The sequence below is a fragment of the Hyphomonas sp. L-53-1-40 genome, from assembly GCF_000682775.1.
Classification (GTDB): Bacteria; Pseudomonadota; Alphaproteobacteria; order Caulobacterales; family Hyphomonadaceae; genus Hyphomonas.
This window is the reverse complement of sequence record NZ_AWFI01000021.1, coordinates 85,072-105,363: the sequence shown is the minus strand read 5'-3', so window position 1 is coordinate 105,363 and position 20,292 is coordinate 85,072. Positions and strand designations below refer to the sequence as shown.

Annotated in this window: 19 protein-coding genes and 1 pseudogene; 9 read left to right on the top strand and 11 right to left on the bottom strand. The window is 59.7% G+C overall.

Annotation, left to right across the window (positions count from 1 at the left end; genetic code table 11):
• Positions 1-192: 192 nt before the first annotated feature.
• Both L53_RS16035 and L53_RS16030 read right to left on the bottom strand, forming a co-directional pair.
• Complete coding sequence (locus L53_RS16035) at positions 193-900, bottom strand: hypothetical protein (RefSeq protein ID WP_034817712.1); 708 nt, start codon at positions 898-900, stop codon at positions 193-195.
• A gap of 28 nt (positions 901-928) precedes the next feature.
• Entirely contained in the window at positions 929-1,600 is a 672-nt protein-coding gene (locus L53_RS16030; RefSeq protein WP_034817710.1) for a DUF4386 family protein, read from the bottom strand.
• Between the two features lie 156 nt (positions 1,601-1,756).
• On the opposite strand from L53_RS16030, the gene L53_RS16025 reads away from it, so the two are divergent.
• Positions 1,757-2,959 (top strand): AraC family transcriptional regulator, encoded by a 1,203-nt coding sequence (locus L53_RS16025; RefSeq protein WP_034817707.1) that lies wholly within the window; start codon positions 1,757-1,759, stop codon positions 2,957-2,959.
• Between the two features lie 382 nt (positions 2,960-3,341).
• Here L53_RS16025 and L53_RS16020 read toward each other — a convergent pair whose 3' ends face one another.
• Complete coding sequence (locus tag L53_RS16020) at positions 3,342-4,439, bottom strand: aromatic ring-hydroxylating dioxygenase subunit alpha (RefSeq protein ID WP_034817705.1); 1,098 nt, start codon at positions 4,437-4,439, stop codon at positions 3,342-3,344.
• A gap of 150 nt (positions 4,440-4,589) precedes the next feature.
• On the opposite strand from L53_RS16020, the gene L53_RS16015 reads away from it, so the two are divergent.
• Positions 4,590-6,185 (top strand): AbgT family transporter, encoded by a 1,596-nt coding sequence (locus L53_RS16015; RefSeq protein WP_034817704.1) that lies wholly within the window; start codon positions 4,590-4,592, stop codon positions 6,183-6,185.
• A 99-nt stretch (positions 6,186-6,284) separates the two neighbouring features.
• Here L53_RS16015 and L53_RS16010 read toward each other — a convergent pair whose 3' ends face one another.
• Positions 6,285-6,779 carry a ferritin-like domain-containing protein gene (locus L53_RS16010; RefSeq protein WP_034817701.1) on the bottom strand — a complete coding sequence of 165 codons (495 nt, stop codon included), beginning with the start codon at positions 6,777-6,779 and terminating at the stop codon, positions 6,285-6,287.
• Between the two features lie 292 nt (positions 6,780-7,071).
• Between L53_RS16010 and L53_RS16005 the strand changes: the two genes are divergently transcribed.
• On the top strand, positions 7,072-8,088 hold the full coding sequence (locus tag L53_RS16005) for a hypothetical protein (protein ID WP_034817698.1): 1,017 nt from the start codon (positions 7,072-7,074) through the stop codon (positions 8,086-8,088).
• A gap of 80 nt (positions 8,089-8,168) precedes the next feature.
• Positions 8,169-9,974, top strand: coding sequence for a translation elongation factor 4 (gene lepA / locus L53_RS16000; RefSeq protein ID WP_034817695.1), 1,806 nt, complete (start codon positions 8,169-8,171; stop codon positions 9,972-9,974).
• On the opposite strand, the gene L53_RS15995 is transcribed toward lepA, so the two are convergent.
• Entirely contained in the window at positions 9,971-10,399 is a 429-nt protein-coding gene (locus L53_RS15995) for a helix-turn-helix domain-containing protein (protein WP_034817693.1), read from the bottom strand. The genes lepA and L53_RS15995 overlap by 4 nt on opposite strands.
• A gap of 38 nt (positions 10,400-10,437) precedes the next feature.
• On the opposite strand from L53_RS15995, the gene L53_RS15990 reads away from it, so the two are divergent.
• Both L53_RS15990 and L53_RS15985 read left to right on the top strand, forming a co-directional pair.
• Positions 10,438-11,316, top strand: a complete 879-nt coding sequence (locus tag L53_RS15990) for a class I SAM-dependent methyltransferase (protein ID WP_198019838.1) — start codon at positions 10,438-10,440, stop codon at positions 11,314-11,316.
• Between the two features lie 52 nt (positions 11,317-11,368).
• Positions 11,369-12,175: an enoyl-CoA hydratase/isomerase family protein gene (locus L53_RS15985; protein WP_034817691.1), complete on the top strand. Its 807-nt coding sequence runs from the start codon at positions 11,369-11,371 to the stop codon at positions 12,173-12,175.
• A gap of 12 nt (positions 12,176-12,187) precedes the next feature.
• Here the strand turns inward: L53_RS15985 and L53_RS15980 are convergent, their stop codons facing one another.
• The gene (locus L53_RS15980; RefSeq protein WP_034817688.1) at positions 12,188-12,589 is read right to left on the bottom strand and encodes a globin; all 402 of its coding nucleotides are present in this window, start codon (positions 12,587-12,589) and stop codon (positions 12,188-12,190) included.
• Positions 12,590-12,608: 19 nt separating this feature from the next.
• Positions 12,609-13,466, bottom strand: coding sequence for a hypothetical protein (locus tag L53_RS15975; protein ID WP_034817686.1), 858 nt, complete (start codon positions 13,464-13,466; stop codon positions 12,609-12,611).
• Positions 13,467-13,551: 85 nt separating this feature from the next.
• Between L53_RS15975 and tsaD the strand changes: the two are divergent.
• A pseudogene (tsaD, locus tag L53_RS15970) lies at positions 13,552-14,633 on the top strand (tRNA (adenosine(37)-N6)-threonylcarbamoyltransferase complex transferase subunit TsaD).
• Between the two features lie 226 nt (positions 14,634-14,859).
• Here tsaD and L53_RS15965 read toward each other — a convergent pair.
• Positions 14,860-15,480, bottom strand: a complete 621-nt coding sequence (locus L53_RS15965; protein WP_034817683.1) for a TetR/AcrR family transcriptional regulator — start codon at positions 15,478-15,480, stop codon at positions 14,860-14,862.
• A 137-nt stretch (positions 15,481-15,617) separates the two neighbouring features.
• On the opposite strand from L53_RS15965, the gene L53_RS15960 reads away from it, so the two are divergent.
• Both L53_RS15960 and L53_RS15955 read left to right on the top strand, forming a co-directional pair.
• The gene (locus L53_RS15960) at positions 15,618-15,914 is read left to right on the top strand and encodes a YciI family protein (protein ID WP_034817680.1); all 297 of its coding nucleotides are present in this window, start codon (positions 15,618-15,620) and stop codon (positions 15,912-15,914) included.
• A complete protein-coding gene (locus L53_RS15955; protein ID WP_051608050.1) occupies positions 15,911-16,591 on the top strand; it encodes a glutathione S-transferase family protein in 681 nt (226 codons plus the stop codon). Before L53_RS15960 ends, L53_RS15955 begins: the two co-directional genes overlap by 4 nt.
• On the opposite strand, the gene L53_RS15950 is transcribed toward L53_RS15955, so the two are convergent.
• Genes L53_RS15950 through L53_RS15940 form a run of 3 tightly spaced genes read right to left on the bottom strand, consistent with a single transcriptional unit; the run spans position 16,575 to position 20,202 of the window.
• Complete coding sequence (locus tag L53_RS15950) at positions 16,575-17,399, bottom strand: hypothetical protein (protein ID WP_034817676.1); 825 nt, start codon at positions 17,397-17,399, stop codon at positions 16,575-16,577. The genes L53_RS15955 and L53_RS15950 overlap by 17 nt on opposite strands.
• A 59-nt stretch (positions 17,400-17,458) precedes the next feature.
• Positions 17,459-17,998: a hypothetical protein gene (locus L53_RS15945; protein WP_034817674.1), complete on the bottom strand. Its 540-nt coding sequence runs from the start codon at positions 17,996-17,998 to the stop codon at positions 17,459-17,461.
• Between the two features lie 47 nt (positions 17,999-18,045).
• Positions 18,046-20,202 (bottom strand): PQQ-dependent dehydrogenase, methanol/ethanol family, encoded by a 2,157-nt coding sequence (locus L53_RS15940; RefSeq protein ID WP_034817670.1) that lies wholly within the window; start codon positions 20,200-20,202, stop codon positions 18,046-18,048.
• Between the last annotated feature and the right edge of the window lie 90 nt (positions 20,203-20,292).

Genomic DNA, 20,292 nt, shown 5'->3' with positions numbered 1-20,292 from the left:
GACCTGCCTAGGCGCGCATCGGACCGTCGCCCCAACCCGCACCATCCTGACCCTGCCCCCCACAACCAGAACGGTACCTGATCCGGCTCCCGCGACGACAGGCCCGCAGTATGCGGCCGGACGTTATCAGATGGATTGGATCCGCTCGTAGGGCGGGTCACGACCCGCCATGCCGCAAGACCGGGTGGCGGGTTACGCTTCGCTAACCCGCCCTACGGCATCGCGGAGCGATGTTTTGCTGTACCAATTGGTAAAAGTCACGCGCACCAGCCAAAACACCATCAGTGCCGGAACGGCGACAATCGGGGCGGTGAGGAAGAATGGTGTCCGCAGGACTTCCGGCAGTACGTCATTGTTACCGAGAAAGAAAATCGTCACTGCGATGAACAGAGACAGACACATCCGCCAGAGGTGGCGCGCAATCCGATGCTTGCCAGTGCAGCCGCCGCGCCGGATCACAGCAACATCCTGCGCCCCAAACAGCACCGCGAGAGCGGCCAGGATGAAGAAAGCGGCGGAGGGAACATCGTCCTGCAACGGAGCCCCGCGGATTGTTTCGGTGAGGCCCAATCCGAGTGCGGCTGCGCCCGCAAGCAGAATGAAAAGACAATTGGCAAGCTCAAATCGCCCTGTTTTGCCTTCGCGGCGCATGACTGTCACCCAGCCGCTGGAGAGCAGGTGGAAGGCCATCACGCTCAGGAAAAAAGTGAAGAGAATGGATCGCGTGACGCTGAAATAGAGGCCACTTGCGATCAGTAGGAGCATCGCGCCGAAGAACAGGTTTCCGGCTATCCGGTGCAGGCGCAGCCCCTTTGCGGCCGCCAACGCCCCTGCGCCCGAGATGACGGCCAGAGTGCCCATCAACAGATGCAGCAACCCAATGAGTGGAAGATCAGACATGTTGTTTCATCCAGATAATGTCGGGGACTCAGGCCGCTGAGGGCATCAGCTCGCGTGACTTGCGGGCCAGCATCACGACACCCACCCAAACAAACCAGACGATCTGGCTGAGTCCGAAAACGGCGTTGAGGGGTTCGAAATCGGGGTAGATCGTCACGATTCCGGCAAGCCCGATGAAAACGCCGAACAGGTTCAACGCTCTTGGCAAACCGCGACGCCGCAGTCCGGCTAGGCTGACCAGCGTGATCCAGACGCCGCCGACGAACTCGGTTCCCCCGCCCAAAACATTCTGCACAATGCCAACAGCAAGCCAGACCGTCGCGGCGCGTTCGGGATCAGTTTCAGCAAGGCGCGTGACACTGTCCGCGCCAAGGATGGAGAGCATGCCGCTGACCAGAACGATGGCGGCCCAGATGATGCCGACCGCCGTCGCGATTTGCATCACGCCTGGCGCATGCGCTTTCAGGCGATCATTGAGCGCGAGCACGAGCACGACAAGAAACAGGCCGGCCAGAACGTAGCTGACAAGCGTGGTCAGAAACAGCTGAAATGCATGATCTGCGGCGAAGGCCACGCTGCCGGAAGGTCCGGAATAGCCCGATGAGTCCAGCACGAAGATAAACATCGCAAAGCCGATGAGGTAACAGGCGGCCATAGCGATGGCAGAAAAGCCGCCAGCTTTCTGGAGTTCGGGGGACATATTCAGTCTCTTTCTTTTGTAATCCGTATGATCTCCAATTGTAGGATTTGCCTGCTGCCTGTCGTCCGTCCCCACAGGCGCGGACACTCAGAGCCACCTTCAGCATTTGAATGCCGGCCCGACTTCGCTAGGGATTGCTCAACCGGAGAAGAACAATTGCCCAATCTCGATGTCTTCGCCCTGATGATTGCCGCGCTCGGACAGATCGGTCTGTGCGCGACGATCCTGCTCGCACGTGCCGGGCAGAGTCAGGTTTACATGCCGCTCAGTGCTTTCTTCGTCGCGCTGGGGGTCGTGATCTTGGATCCAGCGGTCGCGGTGTTTGCGCCTGCCTTGAGGACGCAGGCAATCGCCCTGACCCTCCCGGCCTATTTGTTGCTCGGTCCGATGCTGTGGTTGTATATTGAGGGGCTGACAGCTTCCGTGCCGTGGCAATGGCAGCGGCGCCATCTCTGGCATTTCCTTCCAACTGCGCTGGGTCTGATCGTCGCCGGAATACTGATCGCGCTACCTCTCGATATCCGTGAGCAGATGCTGCTCACCGGCGAACTGCCACCGGGTCGACTTGTGGCAACAATCGTTCTCTCCGCCTTCGCTCTCATCCTGTTCTGGCCAGTACAAGCAGGCTGGTATGGTATTCGGGCGATCCGGCGCCTGCGCACCTACCGTCATGAACTCCGCAACTTGTTCGCCAGCAATGAGAGCCGTGAACTGTACTGGCTCAGTTGGCTCGTTCTTGTGCTTGGCGGCGTGTGGTTGTTGGCGTTTGCAGCAATCATTGCCGAAAATCTCTTCGGCCGGGTCATGATCGACCGTCGCGCGGGGGCCGTTATGGCCCTGCTGCTCACCTGGACCTTGGCGGTCTGGGGGTTGCGGCAGAAGCCAGGCTTCGAAGGGCGGTATCTCGGCGATGATTCAAATGAGGTCCCGGAAGAGGCCCCGGACAACACCCCCGGCCAGAAATACCAGCGCTCCGCCCTTGGCGAAGAGCAGTCCCTCCGGATTGCCGCAAAAATTGATTCCGCGATGAAAAACGAACAACTTTTCCTCGACCCCGCGCTCTCGTTGCACAAGCTGGCCCGCCACGTCGCGATTTCTCCGAGCTACATTTCGCAGACGCTGAATGAGACGATCGGGATGAGCTTTTTCGATTATGTGAACCAGATGCGGGTCGAATACGCGAAACCGCTCATCATTGAAGGTCAAGAAACCGTCCTGGCAATTTCTCTGCGTGCTGGCTTCAATTCGCGCTCGTCATTCTACAAGGCTTTCAAGCTGGAAACCGGCCAAACACCAATCGCATTTCGCAACGCCTACCAATCCCCACAAAAAGCAGTGCAAGTGCCAATTCAAGAGTAGCTTCAAATCGCTCCAATATGGACACTCACAAGTTAGCACCGAACGGCGACTCTTGGCGAGTTCCTGCCGGTCACCTAGTCAGTATCCAATGACCGCAATTGGACTCGTTGAACCAGCCGATTATTTAAACCGGACATCACTATACCCCCCTGCCTGCGCAGGGGTCATCGGGAGGAGAGGGGAGACTCCCTCCTCAAGCGTCACCCCCGATGGCCGCAGGCCATCCGGGGGCCCATCTCCGGAAGATGCCGCGGGAGAGGACGGGTATTGTTCGGGTCCAATCCCTCGCCCGAACCGCACATGACGCACTCGTGGAACCGTTCGGAGATGGGCCCCCAGACGCTACGCGTCGGGGGTGACGTCAGGAGGAGAGGAACGGCCCCTAACTCATCCACTTCAGCATCCGCGGCTCGATCGGGTTCGTGAAGTCCCGCCCCTCGGTCCGGCACTCCGTCCACTCACGTTTGAGGCGCTGGTACCATTTGGCCTGCACGTCGATGTCGTCGATCCACATCATGGCCTTCTGGTGGGCCATGCCCTGATTTTGCAGATCCACCATGTCGCCATCCTGGCGGAGGAACTTGCGGGCCATCGGCTTGGCAATCGGCACGGCGAGGTGGAGCAGCGGCGCGCCGGTCCACCAGGTGAACTGGGTGATCCGTGTACGTTTCGGAGCCTCAGGCGTCAGGCAGGTGAGCGTCAGCAGACGGGCCTTGTCATTGGAGATAATTTCCCAGCGATAGCCGGGCAACTGGAACCGGATCTCGGTTTCCACATCATCCCCGAACACCCAGCGATAGAGTTTCGAGTTCGAACTCGGCGCGTGACGGTCAATCGCCCAGCCGCGCTCGGTCGGGATGAAGGGCTTTTCCTTCAGCTTCAGGCCCACCGAGGGCGGACGCCACCACCATTGATTGTGCACGAAGGGCACATGGGCCGGGTCCATAAGGCCGACCACGGCATCATCCATATGGGTGTTGAACACGTCATGGATGACAAAGCCGGGCTTGTCCGGCAGTGGGCCGAATTCCGGCGGCGGCACGGCAGGGGGCGCAAGCTCACGGGGATTGTGGGCGACATAAAGATAGACCGCGCCATTGGCCTCATGCACCGGATAGCGGCGCACTTTCACCCTGGACGGGTCGTAGGGGCTGTCGTCGGTGAGGGACGGCATCAGCTTGCAGCCACCATCGGTGCCAAAGCGCCAGCCATGATACGGGCATTGCAACGTCCACTCGCCATCCGTCTCCAGCTGCTGGCCGGCCGAGAGCGGCACGAGGCGGTGGGGACAGATGTCGCGCAGGGCAAAGGGTTCGCCCTTGGGTGTGCGGCCGACGACGACGGGTTCGCCCAGCACCATGATGCGGTGCTGCTTGCCCGGGACCAGTTCGGTGGACGGCGCGGCCAGATACCAGCTGTCGGTGAGGTAGCCTTCGTCGGTAATGCCCTGTTTGGGCGCGGCGTGTTGTGTATCGGGCATGGGCGGGACCGGTCTTGTAACGATGGCCCCTGATTAGCGCATTTGGCGGGGGGTCACCAGTGCGCGGGCTGCGGCGGATATGGGGCGGAATATTGCCAGCGCGGCAATTGGCAATAAGGTGTCCCGCTTGATCTGGTTTTGACAGGGGAAATGGGCATGGCCGAGGCAGCGACCAATAAGGGATTCCTGGGATGGGTGGAGAAGACGGGCAACCGCCTGCCCGATCCGGTCTTCCTGTTTTTCTATCTGATCATCGCCCTGATGGCGATTTCACAGATCGCGGCCTGGACCAGTTTCAGCGCGCCGCACCCGACGCAGGTAACAGACGGCGGCACGCCGCTGGTCATTGAGTCGGCGAGCCTGTTCTCGGCCGAGAACATACAGCGCCTCTGGGTGGACATGCCGAAGACGTTCACGCACTTCCATCCGCTCGGCTATGTGCTGGTCGTGATGCTGGGCGCGGGCGTGGCAGAGCGCTCAGGGCTGTTTTCGAGCGCGATCCGGGCGGCGGTGCGCAATGCGCCGAAATTCTTGCTGACGCCGCTGGTCGCGCTGGTGGCGATGCTGTCGAACCATGCCGCCGATGCGGGCTATGTGGTGATGATCCCGCTGGCAGGCATCCTGTTTGCCTCGGCCGGGCGCCACCCGCTGGCCGGGATCGCCGCGGCCTTTGCGGGCGTCTCGGGCGGGTTTTCCGCCAACATCTCCCCCGGCCAGCTGGACGCGCTGTTGTTCGGCATCACCGAGGCCGCTTATGGCGCGAGCAATATCGATGCGGGCTGGACGATGAACATTGCCGGCAATGCGTATTTCATCATCGCGCTGCTGCTGATCTACCTGCCGGTCATCTGGTTTGTGACTGACAAGGTCATCGAACCGCGCCTTGGCAAATGGGTCCCCTCCCCTGAGGCCGCTGTGCAGGCAGGCGATGAGGACAAGCCGCTCACCGCCGAGCAGCAAAAGGGCCTGCGCATGGCGGGACTGGCTGTGCTGGGTGTCTGCGCACTGTGGGCATTCATGACGTTCGGGCCGGGTACGCCGCTGCTGGCAGATGGACCGGGCACAGATGGCGACCCGTGGTACCAGAAGGCCGGGCCGTTCTTCCGGTCGCTGGTCGCGGGTTTCCTCATCCTGTTCCTGGCGGCAGGCTGGGCCTATGGCGCGGCGGCCAATACGATCAACAATCACCGCGATCTCGTGAACATGATGACCGAGGCGATGAAGGATCTGGGCTATTACCTCGTCCTCGCCTTCGCGGCGGCGCATTTCGTGGCGATGTTCGGCTGGTCCAATCTCGGACTGATCTCGGCGGTGCATGGCGCGGACGCAATCCAGAATAGCGGATTGCCGCTGCCGATCGTGCTGGGCCTGATCGTCTTGTTCTCGGCGCTGCTGAATCTTTTCGTCGGCTCGGCCAGCGCGAAATGGGCATTGTTGGCGCCTGTGCTGGTGCCGATGCTGATGCTGTTGGGTATCAGCCCGGAAGGCGCCACAGCGGCCTATCGCGTAGGCGATGGCGCGACGAACATCATCACACCGCTGATGGTCTACTTCCCGCTGATCCTGGTCTTCGCGCGTCGCTGGCAAAGTGATTTCGGCCTTGGCAGCCTGACCGCAATGATGATTCCCTATTCGGTCTGGATGCTGATCACGGGCGTTGTGCTGATGATGGGCTGGATCTTCCTTGGCATGGATTTTGGCCCCGGCGCCCCGGCGCATATCACCGTACCCGGCGCGGCGGGATAGCGCGCACGGCAAACCCGGCCTGGCAGCGCCAGACCGGGCTCCCACCCCGTGGAGGCCAGCCGGAGTTACAAGTCAGCCAGCCCGCCTTGGGGGGTGGAATCAGGCCGCTTCGCGGTTCACTTCGCCTTCGGCCAGCTGTGACATCTCGCGATCACCCGAATAGGTGTTGTCGAGACAGGTCTGGAGCTGTTCGGCGTCGTCCTTGAGGCCAAGGCGACGGGCAAAGGCCAGCACGGTGCCGTAGCCGGCAAGGGCGTAGTGGGTCATGCGCTGGTATTGCGAGATGATAGAGGCATCGCGGACATCCTTGTCCTCGATCTCGGCATCAATGGCGTGGGCTTTCGCTTCTTTGACGAGGCCTTCCATGCCCTGACAGAATTCGCCGCGCGGGTCGGCCTTGTGCTTGCGGATCAGGCCTTCGACGGCGTTGATCCCGTCCTCAATGCCGCTGACGCCGCGCTTGAGCGCATCCTGCAGCTTCGGATTATGGGCCTTTCCAGCGAGCTTCTCAGTCACCTTGAGGGATTGGCGATTGGCGCTGTAGAGGTCTTGCAGCTGGTCAATATAGAGGTCTTCGAGCGTCTGGATGCTCATGGGAAAATCCTTCCTGAGTGCGTGTTTGTGTGACGCAGAATCAATGGAAGGCACGTCGACTTGTTCCGGAGTTTCCTGATTTTAATGGAAATCCGCGACATTCTGCACCTCAGGGCGCCAGAACCGGCCCCCGCCTGAACGAGAACGCTTCCCGCGAGGCCAAAGCGCGGTTAAGTTTTGCGTATTGATTAGAAACTCTTCAGTTATATCTTTCTCTCCTCGCCTAAGTAGTTTAATAAGTTCGACAATGGAGCGCCACATGATTTCTGAAAAAGACCTGTAGAGACAGCCTATGGGGGGCTGGGTTCGCGATGTCGGATTTTTTGCCGCTCGATCGGTCATGCAAGCATTGCTAGTCTGCGGCGTGTGGTATTTGGTATTTAAGCCCAATCTCTCATCGTTTTTCCAAACCACTATAACGCCCTTAGGTCACATCAACGGGCTACTGGCTACTGGCGCAATGCTTTGGATAGTTGAGGATTTATTTTACTCTAGGTCAAAGGTGTACGCACGTTACGGTTTGCTGGAGCCGCCGCTACGACATTCGATGAGATTTCTAAGACTCATCGTGCTGGTAGCTTCTTGCATAATATCTCTTGCTATCGTTCTCAAAATGCATCTTTCGCTGGGCCCCAGAGAGGAAAGTTGGAGATTTTGGTCCTCTATAGGCTTGGTGGCATCCGCAAGCGTTGCGGCTCTAGGGTGGCTCGTCACAAACTTTCAGAACCAAACCGCGCACCGGATTGCAGAAACTGAGGGTGCTTTGAGAGATATGCTGCTTGACCCCCATGTCTTGCTCATTCGCCGCCAAGCTACGTTAGTCAATAGCTATTGGACTGAAAATAGAGGTTTTGAAAAACCCATCCATCCCTCATTACTGGAAATGAATTTTCTCAAGATGGTTGCGACAGAAAACTCGCAGCTGCCTGTGAGGGACATCACAGATCGCATCAAGTTCGACAGACGCAGTATCGAAATTATTTGGGAGTATCTCAACATCATGGAGCGGCTCGCAATCGGCGTTCGATCAGGCCGTTTGGACTTCCGCTATACCTATGATGCCGTGGTAGATATTGTCCGCGGAACAATGACGAAATGGGGAAAAGTCATCGAAGATGAGGTCAACGCAAAAGGCGCACATCATCGTGGTAAGGAGTGCAACGTACCAGATGATGGAAAAACAAACTTCGAAAACTTTATTTGGTTAGCATATCAGTTTGAGCGAGCTTACTGCCATAAAACAAAAGACAAGAAATTTTGGCAACGCGAGCGACGCATTCTTATGCTTTTAAACAAGCAACGGTTTTAAGCCACAAGCAGTAGCTTATTCCAGCTTTTAGCAGTGATAGAGTGCTTCCCGCGAGGCCAAAGCGCGGTTATATCCCGGCCATGATCTCACGTGACAAAATCCGCAATTTTTCCATCATCGCCCATATCGACCATGGCAAGTCGACGCTGGCGGATCGCCTGATCCAGCATTGCGGCGGCCTGACCGAACGCGAAATGAAGGAGCAGGTGCTCGACTCGATGGATATCGAGAAAGAGCGCGGCATCACCATCAAGGCCCAGACCGTGCGCCTGACCTATGAGGCGCAGGACGGCGAGACCTATGTTCTGAACCTGATGGACACGCCGGGCCATGTCGACTTTGCCTATGAAGTCAGCCGCTGCCTGGCCGCGTGTGAAGGCTCGCTACTGGTCGTTGATGCCTCGCAGGGCGTTGAGGCGCAGACGCTGGCAAACGTCTATCAGGCCATTGACCAAAACCATGAGATCGTGCCGGTTCTGAACAAGGTCGACCTGCCAGCTGCTGACGTCGAGCGCGTGAAGGCCCAGATCGAGGACGTGATCGGACTTGATGCCTCTGACGCCATCGAGACCTCGGCCAAGACCGGTCTCGGCATTTCAGAAACGCTGGAAGCCATTGTCCAGCGCCTGCCTGCTCCAAAGACGGGCGAAGTCGACGCGCCGCTGAAGGCTGCGCTGGTGGACGCCTATTACGACCCTTATCTCGGCGTGGTCGTCATCGTGCGCATTCATGATGGCGTGCTGAAGAAGAAGCAGAAGATCAAGATGATGCGCACCGGCGGCGTCTATGAAATTGACAAGGTCGGCACGTTCAATCCAAAACTCACCGACGTTGAGGCGCTTGGGCCGGGCGAAGTCGGCTACTTCGTGGCTTCGATCAAGGAAGTCGGCGAAACGGCCGTGGGTGATACGATCACGGAAGACAAGCGACCCTGTGACAAGGCCCTGCCCGGCTATAAGGAAGTCCAGCCGGTCGTGTTCTGCGGCCTGTTTCCGATGGATGCGGGCGACTTTGACGATTTGCGCGCGGCGATGGGCAAGCTGCGCCTGAATGATGCAAGCTTTACGTGGGAGATGGAAACCTCCGCCGCGCTCGGCATGGGCTTCCGCTGCGGCTTTCTCGGCCTGCTGCATCTCGAAATCATTCAGGAACGCCTCAGCCGCGAGTTCGACCTCGACCTGATCGCGACCGCGCCGAGCGTTGTCTATGAAATGACGATGACGGACGGATCGGAAATCGAACTCCACAATCCGGCAGACATGCCCGATGTCGTGCGCGTTGCCGAAATCCGCGAGCCGTGGATCAATGCGACGATCTATACGCCGGACGAATATCTTGGCGGCATCCTGAAGCTATGCCAGGATCGGCGCGGTATCCAGACCGAACTGTCCTATGTTGGCGGACGGGCGATGGTGAAATACGAACTGCCGCTCAACGAGGTCGTGTTCGATTTCTATGACCGCCTGAAATCGATCAGCCGCGGCTATGCGAGCTTTGACTATGAGATTGTCGGCCACCGTGCCGAAAATCTCGTCAAACTGCAGATCCTGGTCAATGACGAGCCGGTCGATGCGCTCGCCATGCTGGTGCACCGCGACCGCGCCGAAAGCCGGGGCCGCCAGATGTGCGAGCGTCTGAAAGACCTTATCCCCCGCCAGATGTTCAAGATTCCGATCCAGGCAGCCATTGGCGGCAAGGTGATCGCGCGCGAAACCCTCAGTGCCATGAGGAAAGACGTCACAGCGAAATGCTATGGCGGCGATGCCAGCCGGAAACGCAAACTGCTCGACAAGCAGGCCGCCGGTAAAAAGCGCATGCGCCAGTTCGGCAAGGTCGAGATTCCGCAGGAAGCGTTTGTGGCAGCCCTACGCATGGATGGGGATTAGCCTTTTCGGTTTGCCAGCCCAACCGGATTGCCCTTCGCTGAGATTCTCCCCGTCATGGCGGCGCGGAGGATGCGGCGGAAGCTGGGGCATTCCATATGGCTTGGCGCGCGGCAGTTGGCGGCGTGGCGCAGGCCATCGCGCATGATCGTCATCTGACGGATCTTCTCGTCCAGTTCGTCCGCCTTTGACATGAGCGCCGCACGCTCGATGCGGGGCCCCTCTTCCGACATCATGGCGGCGATCTCGTCCAGCGTGAAACCTGCCGCGCGGCCGAGCGAGATCAGGCCGAGCCGTTCCAGAACGTCTTCATCAAACAGGCGCCGGAGGCCGCGTCGCCCCATCGAACGGATCAGGCCGCGTTCTTCATAATAGCGCAGGGTGGAGGCCGGGATCCCGGATTGTTTGGCAACGTCGGAAATTTCCATGATAGGCTCTTGACCTCAAGTCGACTTGAAGTGGCAGGATGCCTCCACAAGATCGCAATGACAAGGAGCGCGGTACGATGAGCATGGCAAACAAGGATCAGGAAGAGATGTGGAATGGCGCGGGCGGAAAGGCCTGGGTGCGCGCGCAGACGCTGCTGGATACGGCCTTCCAACCCTTCGCGGACATCCTCGTCGAGACGGTGACGACGGCCAACGCAAATTCTGTCCTTGATATCGGCTGTGGCACCGGTGCGACAACGCTCGCCATGGCGAAGGCGCTGGGGCCGGAAGCTGACTGCCTCGGCCTTGATATTTCGGAGACCATGATTTCCCATGCTCGCAAGCGCGCCGCCGAGTCCGGATCACACGCGGAGTTCCTGGTCGCCGATGCGCAAACCTATCCTTTCGAGGCCGGACGATTCGACATGATCACGTCCCGGTTCGGGGTGATGTTCTTCGAAGATCCGGTTGCCGCCTTCCGCAATCTGAACCGCGCCGCGCAGCCGGGCACACAGCTGCTCATGTTCAGCTGGCGTGACCCGGCGGAGAACCCGTTCATGACGGCGGCTGAGGCTGGCGCCCGCCCCCTGCTGCCCGGCCTGCCCGAGCGGGAGCCGAATGCCCGTGGCCAGTTTGGCTTCGCAGACGCCGCGCGCGTGGAGCGGATCCTGTCCGAGTCCGGATGGCAGGACGTGGTGAGTGAGAAACTGGACGTGGAATGCCGCTTTCCCCTCTCGGCCATGGACCTGTATGTCTCGCTGATGGGCCCCGTCGGCTATGCCATCGCCCAAGGCGTGGATGAGGCGACCCGGAAGAAAGTCATAGACGTGGTGCGCGCCACCTTCATGGAGTTTGCTGATGGCGACGAAATTGTCTTCACGGCAGCCTGCTGGAAAACTGCCGCGAGGGCAGCCTAGGCCGACCCGCCCCTCCACGCTACGCTCGCCTCAAAAGAAGAGGGAGCGCGCCATGCCGGACACAGAAAGCAAGACTGCTGAAATTCTCTATGAGGTCGCAGACCATGTCGCGACCATCACCCTGAACGCGCCGGAGCGGTTGAACACGATTTCCGGCCCGATGCTGGATGAGTTGTGCAAGGCCTTGCTGAAGGCAGATGCCGATACGGATGTGCGCTGCGTCATCCTGACCGGGGCGGGCCGGGCCTTCTGCGCGGGTTTGAACCTGGAAAGTGCCACCAAGGGCGAAGGCATCGGATCCGGCGCTGTGGCCAGTGCTACGCTGGATCTGCGCAACACGCCGCCGACCGTACTGTTCAATATGGACACGCCAACCATCTGCGCCATCAATGGCGGCGCGGCAGGCTATGGCATGGATACGGCGCTCGGCTGTGACATCCGCATCATGTCGGACAAGGCCAAGATGGCGGCAGCCTTCACCAAGCGCGGCATCCTGCCGGAATCCGGCGGCACCTGGTTCCTGCCGCGCATGCTCGGCTGGGAGAAGGCCTGCGAACTGATCTTCACCGGCCGCACCCTGACCGCAGAGGAATGCCTCGCCGAGCAATTGTGCGCAAAAGTGGTGCCGCATGACACGCTGATGGACGAAGCACGCGCCTTGGCCGCCGACATCGCCGCGAACGCGCCACTGGCCGTACAGGCCTCAAAACGCCTGATGCGGATGGGCCTGTCGGAGCCATTCACCGAACATGTCCACCACGTTTTCCTGCAATTGCTGCCGCTGCTGAAAACGGAAGACGCGCGTGAAGGCATGATGGCGTTTCTTGAGAAGCGCCCGGCGGAATTCAAGGGGCGTTAGCCCTGGCCAGTGTCAGGCTGGTGTGAACCCCATTCGCGCAATCTCGGCCAGCATCTCAGCCCATGCGGTTTCCATGGCGGGCGTCCACTCCCCTGCCAGCGCCTCCCGACAGGTGTCACGGATGGCCGTGAACATGTCATCCAGTTGGGATTCCGGCACGCCGTACCCCTGGTGCGACAGGCGGGCAGACTGCAGTTCAAAGCGCGGCAATCGACTGCCCTCGGTAAGACCGATGATGCAGTCAAAGCAGGTTGTCAGCATGGAACCGCGCACGCCACCATCCGTGTCCATCGCGAACAGGTCTTCAAACTCGGGATGCTGCGCGAAGAGGCGCCGATAGATCAGCGGCGCAGGATCAGCGCAAATCTCTCCGAAGCGTTCGAGCGAAAGTATGATGGCGTCAGATACAGCCATTCCTTATCCTATTGTCGGCTCAGCCCCCGCGCAATCGCAGGACGAGGCGACGCGTGGCGCGCTGGCTCATCTTGCGGTGTCGCGCAATCCGCTTTGCAAGATTTTGGCGTTCCTCCCGCGTGCGACCAAGATCATAGAGCTGCGCCGCAAAGCCCAGCGCAGCCTGCTGGTCACTGTTCGGTCGGCGCGCCGCGTCCTCCTCTTCCGCCCAGCGGCCCGGATGAAAGCTGGCTGTCACTTTGGGCTGATCATTGCCGAGATAATAAAGGAAGGCGGCAGGCGCAGAGACATTTCGAATGATCGCATCCGGAATGAAGTGCAGCCAATCCTGATGCTGTTGCCAGCGCCAGGTGTTGGGTGAATTCTTTGTGCGCACGCGCAGCCCGATGATGCGTAGGCGGCGCTGAACGGCGGTCCAGTCTTGTCCTTCCCGCTCGGCTTGCAGTTTCATGAGGCGGATCAGGCCCTCCATCGTTCGACCGGAGGCAACAAAGTCGACCAGGGCAATGGGGCGCGAACCGGTGGCGATCGCCTTGGGGCCGAAACCTTCGGCGGTGAGATACTCGAACAGACCCTGCAATGCCGGCTCCGGCAATTGATCGACCGCGCTGGCATTGCGCAGCGAGTACTGGATGAGGTGAAGCCGCGGCGTGTCGCGCAGCCCTTCGAAACAGCCAGACAGATAATCATACAGGTTTTCTGGCGTCCTCCCGATAAAGGCGAGGTCTGACCGGTTCGCATGCGCCAGAATGCGGGCAGCCGTGGATCGAAGGGATTCAAGGAACATGTCGTTCAATGAGCGCGTCTCGGTCGCGCCTGTAATCAGGCCGCCCAATTGCTCGCGCTGCGCGATGTTCCATCGAAACGGTTTCGCCAAACTTCTGCCTCCCGGTCTTTTCCTTCGACTATAGGGCCTGCGGGCTGCGCTTTCCAAATCCGTTCTGGGGTCTTACATGCAGCGGATGAGCAAGACGCTGACAGTTCTGGGCATCGAGACAAGCTGTGACGAGACGGCCGCGGCTGTGCTGCGCCTGACTGACGGACGGGCAGAACTGGTCTCGGACGTGATCCGGACGCAATTGAAAGAACACGCGCCCTATCTGGGCGTGGTGCCGGAAATCGCCGCACGCGCGCATGCGGAACTGGCTGATCTGACCGTCAAAGCCGCGATGCATGACGCGGGCATTTCCTATTCAGAGCTAGACGGGATCGCCGCCACGTCCGGTCCCGGCTTGATCGGCGGGGTGCTGGTTGGCATGATGACCGGCAAGGCCATCGCGCAGGCGGCCGGAAAGCCCTTCATCGCGGTCAACCATCTGGAAGGGCACGCCCTCAGCCCGCGGCTCGGCAATGATTGCCCGTTCCCCTATTTGTTGCTGCTTGTTTCGGGGGGGCATTGCCAGTTCCTGGAAGTGCGCGGCCTCGGAGACTATCGCCGGCTCGGCTCGACGATTGACGATGCGGTGGGCGAAGCCTTCGACAAAACGGCCAAGACGCTGGGCCTCGGCTTTCCCGGCGGACCTGCGGTCGAGCGCCTCGCAGAGGGTGGCAATCCAGCGGCTTTTGCCCTGCCCCGCCCGCTGCTGAACAGGCCGGGCCTCGATATGAGCTTTGCAGGGCTGAAGACGGCTGTTGCGCGCGCAGCGGCAGAGGACACAATGAACGATGATCGGATGCGGGATCTCTGCGCGAGTTTCCAGATAGCGGTCACCGACATTCTTGCCACAAAGGCCGCGCTGGCGCTGGAGGCGTTTGATCCGGGTGAGGATGGCACAAAACGGTTCGTCGTGGCGGGCGGTGTCGCGGCCAACAAGGCTATCCGCGCCGCGCTGGATGATGTGGCCAAGGCCGCAGGGGCACGCCTGATTGCGCCACCGCTGAGACATTGTACGGATAATGCCGCCATGATCGCCCTGGCGCGGGCCTTGTCAAAGGCGAGGCCGGGGACCTTGGCACCGGGGCGAGACCCCGCTGGCCGCTCGATGAAGCAGCGGCAAAATCAGCGCCCGTCTACGGAACGGGCCGCCGGGGCGCCAAGGCCTGATCAGGCCGCATTCTAAACCGCGAATTCAGCAAGCGAATAGGTCGCCGCAAGGATGGCGATGGCCATAGGGAGCGCCGCAAGCAAGGCGGCCAGGGACTGGCGAGCTTCGGTCTTGGACAATGTCATTGATTTGGTCTTTCAGCGTTTACCGACAGCGACCATCGCTGCCGATGACTGCTATATAGCAACCATCTGAACATTTACCAATGAACAAAAACGAAATTATTCAGAATTTATCTATCTGACGCTCCGGAACGACCGCGCCGACTGACAATCCCGCCAGAACCAGGTCCATCACACCGGCCAGTTCACGCTTCAGTTTCGGCAATGTCAGGTGCGAGAACATCTGAGGAAACCGGAATTTCATCATCGAGGCCTGAATCATTTCCGCCGTCTCTTCCTTTCGGTCGAGCGAACGAAACTCACCGGCCTCAATGCCATTCTCAAGGATCTGGACCAGGTAGACCCGCTCTTGGGCCAGCTGCTCATTCATGAACAGAGGGCGCTCATCTGCCAGCGTCTCGGCCAGCTCGACCAGCTTGTCCTTCTCTTCCAGTGCCTCATAGGTACGCACCATGCTGAACTCGAAAAACTGGCGCAGACGATCTGCTGCGGTGTTCGGTTTCCGACAGATGCTGGCATAGGTCTGGTAGAGTTCTGAATTGAACTTACGACCGATGGCTTCGGCAATATCGAGCTTGGACGCGAAGAAGCGGTAGATGTTGCCCGCGGACATGTTGCAGTCCTTGGCGATCTCCGACATCGTCGTCTTGGAATAGCCGTAGTGAACGATGCGTTCCATCGCGGCTTCCAATATCTGTTGGCGGGTGTCTGTTGTATCGTTCATGGCGCCACCATACTCCCTGTTACTGAAGGATCAATGATTCATTCAGCCCATTTGTTCCGCTATTTCGGACTCTGGGCAGGTTGCAGGCAGTGTGCAATACGAACAGGAGATCTTGCCCTCATCCGGAGTCGTTCCTCATGCGCCTTTTCTGTTTTCACAATCTCGACAATGAAACCAATGGGGCCGAGCTGCGCGCCGCCACCCGGTCGGCCCATTTGGAATGGGCTGCCGGATTGGGGGACCGGCTGCGAATGGCGGGGCCGCTGCTGTCCGAGGATGGCGCGATGATCGGGTCTGTCTTCCTGGTCGAGGCTGACGATCTGGCAGCGGCCAAGGCACTGGCCGAGCAAGACCCCTATAACAAGGCCGGAGTGTTCGACCGCGTTGACGTGCGCGAAACGAAATGGGTGATCGGGCAAGGAAAGCGCGCATGAGACAGCTAGTCCTTGGAAATCTGAACTATTCCAGCTGGTCGATCAGGCCGTTGCTTGCCGCGCGGCGCGTGGGCCTGCCGGTGGAAGAAGTGATCGTACCACTCGATTTTCCCGACACATCGGCAAAACTGAAAGAGATCAGCCCGACAGCAAAAGTGCCGCTGTTGATCTGGGATGATGTAACGGTCTGGGAAAGCCTTGCGATCACGGAATGGATCGCCGATTGGGCGCCACACGGAGAGGTCTGGCCAGAAGACGCCGCCAAGCGGGCGATTGCCCGCGCGGTGACCTCCGAAATGCATGCGGGTTTCCCCGCCCTGCGCAAGGCTTGTCCGATGGATATTCGCGGCCGGGAAGCCACGCCGGAAATGACCGAAGGTCTTGAGGCTGACATTTTGCGCATCCAGACCATGTGGGACCAGATGCGCACTGAGTATGGCGATGGCGGCCCATACCTGTTCGGCAAATGGAGCGCAGCGGATGCGTTCTACACGCCGGTTGTGACGCGGTTCCGCACCTATGGCCTACCCTTGACTGGCGCGGCGGCCGAATATTCCGCGGCCATCCTCGAAGACCCGGTATTCCTTGAGTTGGAGAAACAGGCGGAAGCGGAACCGTGGTGGATCAAATATACCGCTGATGGGCGCTCAAGCGGCTATCTCAAGCCGGAAGGCTGAGCAGGTCATAGTCCAGATCATACCGGAACAGTGTCCGGATGTGATCTGTGTAGATATCCAGTGCTTCACCGGTGAAGAGTTCCGTAAGCGGTGTCTTGCGGTTCTGCAGCACATTAGGCTCCGCATCCGGATCGATCTTCTGCGCCATGGCGTCCTTCGTGCCAGCGGCGAGCGCTACATTGATAGCCTCGGCACTGAGTCCGAGCGACCAATGCTTCGAGACCGCTTCCAACGCAGCGCGGGGGTCTTTCTGGGTCCGCTCATACTGGATCAGCTGGATCGAGTCGCCATGACGCGCACGAATATGACCCCACCGGTTCCAGAAGCGCGCGAGCCAGTAGAGATCGCAGCGATACTTCGATCCGCCCGGATCGCCCTTCAGATAGGTCAACCAGTCAACCTTGATGTCGTATTCCCATTTGGCGTGGTGACTGGCCAGGATCGCCATCGGGTGTCGCACAGCCAGCACATAAGGCGGCAGGCTGGCGAGGCTGCGGGCCCAGCCCCATTCGGCCAGATGGTGGGGGATCGTGTGACTGAACGCCAGACGCGGCAGTTCCGGAAAGGTCACATCGTCCTTCGGCCAGCCGATATAGGGGCGCACCGCGTTCTCCGAAAAGTATTGCGGATGAGGAATGCCATGGGTTTCCGCCAGCGCCACTGCCAGCATGTATTTCAGCCAGTGCGTACCGGAATTCTTGGAGGTAACGAGCAGGCCATCAAACCGACCATGACGCAGGACGGAAAAATTCGTCCAGGACTCATTGAGAACCTTGGCGCGGTATTCGCTGGGAAGTGACTCTGACATGGCCAAAATCCCTATTGTGCCAGGGCGAAAGGCGCAACAGTTCTTGAGCGGTTGGAGACTCAGGTCTTCAGGCCTGCCTTGTCCCTGAACACTTGCAGGAGAGCCAGTTGTTCGCGCGTCGGCACACCTTCAGCCTCGGACACCGCCACCAGTATCGCGTCGAGATCGACAATCTCCTTTGGGCCGAGCTGCGGTGAACTGACGACCAATTGGCTCAACTTCCGCATGGCGCTCTGGGGGTCCGGCGTGGAATTGGTGACCCAAGCCGCATGGGCGGACAATTCATCAGCCTCGGCTCGGGTGAAGCTGAAATTCTGCATCATCTCATCATCTATGATGCGCGCCTGTCGTTCGGTCAGAGGCCCTTCCCGGCCACGGGCGACCTCCATCATCATGACGGCAGCAGCTTCGCGTGGGTCTTCGATCAGGCTGATACCATTGCGGCCTGCCTTGTATTTGAAGGCAAAGCGGCGGGGCGCATTTGTGAGCGTGCGTGCGGCATCCATCGCCACTTGCGCGCCGCGGCGGGCCATCTGGATACGCCACGACCAGATGCCGATCGTTGTCAGGATACCCAGAATGAGGATGACTATATGCATCCGGCGTATGTAGCGCGGCCCGGCAGGCCGCGCTACTCACAATTCGATCATTCGCCCCCGGAGCCAGCCGGGACAGCGGCATGGGCCTGCGCCAGCACATAGGCGCGGATCGATTCCACCTGATCCGGCGTCAGATGATCTGCGAACGAGACCATGCCATTGGCGGCGAGGTTTCCGTCGATCACCACACCTTTCCACGCCATTTCGTTGCCACTGATCGCCGACCAGCGCAGGTCCGGCAGAACGCCCGAGCTGACGGCCAGCGGACCGTGGCAGACGGTACAGTTACGGGCATAGTGAACCGATCCCTCGGCGATCATGGTTTCGTCCCCGAACGAGTCGGCTTTCGGGGTCTTGTCGATCATCGGGAAATCCGGGTCGGCGATTTCGCCCGTGCCGCCCAGCTTGAAGGTGACGACCTTGCCGACTGTAGAGGGCACGGTCTCGTCATAGGCGAAGCCTGCAGAGAGACCAAAGGCACTGCCCCAACCAGTCGTAATCGTGACGTATTGCTCTCCGTCGATCATGTAGGTGCTAGGGCCGGACGCGCCGCCGGATTTGAGTTCATGATTCCAGAGCTTGTCGCCCGTTTCGGCATCATAGGCGACGAAATCGCCATTCAGCTTGCCCTGGAAAACTAGACCGCCTGCCGTGGACAGCACGCCGCCATTCCAGGCATTGCCATGTTCCACCGACCAGCGCGCTTCGCGGGCAATCGGATCCCATGCGATCAAGCGTCCCTTGAGGGTTGAGCGCAGGAATTTGGCAACTTCCGGCGGCGCGATCGGCGGGACGCCAGCAGAGAAGTCTGCGCCCGTATTCCAGCCGACAGGCTGGGTCTCGAAGCGCGGATCGCGAGCATAGGCCTGCGGAATTTCCTGCGCCGGAATATAGGCGAGGTTCAAATCCGGATTGAAGGCCATCGGATGCCAGTTGTGTGCACCGAGGGGGCCTGGCAGCTGCTCGTAAGGGACCGCGCCATACCGTGCATCGGCGATTTCAATCGGACGACCGTTTTCGTCGAGGCCCTCTGCCCAGTTCATCGGCACGAACGCATCGCCGGAGATGAACTCGCCGGATTCCGCGTCCAGTACGTAGAAGAAGCCATTCTTCGGAGCCTGCATCGCGACACGGCGCGCCTCGCCGTCTTCGCCAACAGGCAAGTCTGCCAGAATGATGGTCTGCGTGGCTGTATAGTCCCAATTGTCGCCGGGTGTGGTCTGGAAATGCCACTTGTACGCACCGGTTTCGGCATCCACCGCAACGATGGAGGACAGGAAGAGATTGTCGCCACCAGACGGATCGCGGAATTCCCGGTTCCACGGCGAACCATTGCCGACCCCGAAGATGATCTGGTCGTTGACCTCATCATAGACGATGGAGTCCCAGACAGTTCCGCCGCCACCATCGGTGACCCAGGCGCCTTCATCGCCCCAGGTGACATTGCCGATGTCTTCAAAGGCTGCGTCCGAGATTTCGCCGTCTGGCTGTTTCTCCGGGTTCGGAACAGTGTAGAACCGCCAGACCTTGTCTCCGGTATTGGCATCATAAGCCGAAAGATAACCGCGCACACCGAGCTCGGCGCCGCCATTGCCAATCAACACTTTGCCATTCACGACACGCGGCGCACCGGTGATCGTATAGGGCTTGGACTGATCAACAGTGACCTTGCTCCAGACAACTTCGCCCGTTTCGGCATCAAGCGCTTCGAGCCGCCCATCAATCACGCCCACGAAGACCTTGCCGTCATAAACAGCCACGCCACGGTTTACGACATCGCAGCAGGCTTTCACGCCGACGGCGCGGTCCACATCCGGATCGTAAACCCACAATTCCTCACCCGTCTTGGCATCAAGCGCATAGACCAGCGACCAGGCAGAGGTGACGTACATCACGCCGTCCACGACAATCGGCGTCGATTCCACGCCGCGATTGGTGGCAAGGTCATAAGTCCACGCGACGCCCAGGTCTGCGACGGTTTCCTTGTTCACATCTATCAGGCTCGAATGGCGCTGCTCGTCATAAGTCCCACCATATGTCAGCCATTCGTCAGCTGCGCTCGCGGTACTTATCCGGTTCGTGTCGACCGCCGCAAAGGCTTCCGGTTCCGAAAGTGTCTCAGTGTCTGCTGTTTTTGCCTGCCCGCAGGCGGCAAGGATTGCGAAGGATGCTCCCGCAATCAAGGTGGACTGCCAGTTCGCCATGGCCGTTTCACTCCCCTGTCTGTTTCCTCAAAACGGTCTTACGCCGCGCTCACAGGAAAGAGTAGATGAGGCAGGCCGATTGTCGAGGCC

Coding starts and splice junctions, on each gene's coding strand:
- L53_RS15985 (WP_034817691.1), top strand. CDS start 11,369: ATGCCGGACACAGAAAGCAAGACTGCTGAAATTCTCTATGAGGTCGCA.
- L53_RS15980 (WP_034817688.1), bottom strand. CDS start 12,589: ATGGCTGTATCTGACGCCATCATACTTTCGCTCGAACGCTTCGGAGAG.
- L53_RS15940 (WP_034817670.1), bottom strand. CDS start 20,202: ATGGCGAACTGGCAGTCCACCTTGATTGCGGGAGCATCCTTCGCAATC.
- L53_RS16030 (WP_034817710.1), bottom strand. CDS start 1,600: ATGTCCCCCGAACTCCAGAAAGCTGGCGGCTTTTCTGCCATCGCTATG.
- L53_RS15950 (WP_034817676.1), bottom strand. CDS start 17,399: ATGTCAGAGTCACTTCCCAGCGAATACCGCGCCAAGGTTCTCAATGAG.
- L53_RS15965 (WP_034817683.1), bottom strand. CDS start 15,480: ATGAACGATACAACAGACACCCGCCAACAGATATTGGAAGCCGCGATG.
- L53_RS15945 (WP_034817674.1), bottom strand. CDS start 17,998: ATGCATATAGTCATCCTCATTCTGGGTATCCTGACAACGATCGGCATC.
- L53_RS16035 (WP_034817712.1), bottom strand. CDS start 900: ATGTCTGATCTTCCACTCATTGGGTTGCTGCATCTGTTGATGGGCACT.
- L53_RS15960 (WP_034817680.1), top strand. CDS start 15,618: ATGCGCCTTTTCTGTTTTCACAATCTCGACAATGAAACCAATGGGGCC.
- L53_RS16005 (WP_034817698.1), top strand. CDS start 7,072: ATGGGGGGCTGGGTTCGCGATGTCGGATTTTTTGCCGCTCGATCGGTC.
- lepA (WP_034817695.1), top strand. CDS start 8,169: ATGATCTCACGTGACAAAATCCGCAATTTTTCCATCATCGCCCATATC.
- L53_RS16020 (WP_034817705.1), bottom strand. CDS start 4,439: ATGCCCGATACACAACACGCCGCGCCCAAACAGGGCATTACCGACGAA.
- L53_RS16015 (WP_034817704.1), top strand. CDS start 4,590: ATGGGCATGGCCGAGGCAGCGACCAATAAGGGATTCCTGGGATGGGTG.
- L53_RS15955 (WP_051608050.1), top strand. CDS start 15,911: ATGAGACAGCTAGTCCTTGGAAATCTGAACTATTCCAGCTGGTCGATC.
- L53_RS16010 (WP_034817701.1), bottom strand. CDS start 6,779: ATGAGCATCCAGACGCTCGAAGACCTCTATATTGACCAGCTGCAAGAC.
- L53_RS15990 (WP_198019838.1), top strand. CDS start 10,438: ATGCCTCCACAAGATCGCAATGACAAGGAGCGCGGTACGATGAGCATG.
- L53_RS15995 (WP_034817693.1), bottom strand. CDS start 10,399: ATGGAAATTTCCGACGTTGCCAAACAATCCGGGATCCCGGCCTCCACC.